Here is a 610-nt window from a genome sequence, read left to right as displayed (position 1 = left end):
CACCGTCGAGCGGGTGTCGAGATCGGCGCGGGTGAGGTCATCGCGATCGAACCGGATGACGTACTGGCCGCGCTCCTCATCGGTGAAGAGCGCCCGGCGCAGGGCGCCCTCAGTGGCCCTCAGCCACGGTTCAAGCGTGTAGCTCAGGAACTCCCGGCCCTGCTGTTCCCCGTTGCTCCACGTGGCACGTTCCAGGTCGAACAACATGGGCGGCGGCACGCGGAAACACCGGGCGATTTCGAGGATCTGGAACTTGCGGTTTTCAAGAAACTGGGCGTCGGTCGAGCTGAAGGTGAATGGCTCGAACTCGGTGCCATCGTACAAGATGGCCGTTTGCCCTTGCGCATCGTTGCCCTCGTGGGTCGCTCGCCAGGCCGCGCGCGCTTTCTTCACGGACTCCTCTCCCATTTCCTTCGGGAACTTCAGTGCGCCCGAAGGGCGGGCCCCGCGCCCAAACAGCTTCGCTGCATGCAGGTCGAGGGCGATGGCCGTGCCGATGGCCTCGCGGGCCAGCGACAGCGGCGCGCGTCCGAACGGGCTGCGAAGGTGCACCACGTTCGTGGCGGGCACAGGGCGCGCGTCGATCCTGTAGGTCGGCTCGCCAGTCGTG

1 protein-coding gene is annotated in these 610 nt (G+C 66.6%); it reads right to left on the bottom strand.

Annotated features, from left to right (window positions below):
* Positions 1-610 (bottom strand): phage portal protein (locus tag RIE32_12205; protein ID MEQ9097013.1); only part of this gene is annotated, 610 nt, incomplete at both ends.

It is taken from the genome of Phycisphaerales bacterium (assembly GCA_040221175.1).
Taxonomy (GTDB): Bacteria; Planctomycetota; Phycisphaerae; order Phycisphaerales; family UBA1924; genus JAHCJI01.
The sequence above is the reverse complement of the archived record's forward strand: the minus strand, read 5'-3'. Positions and strand labels throughout refer to the sequence as shown.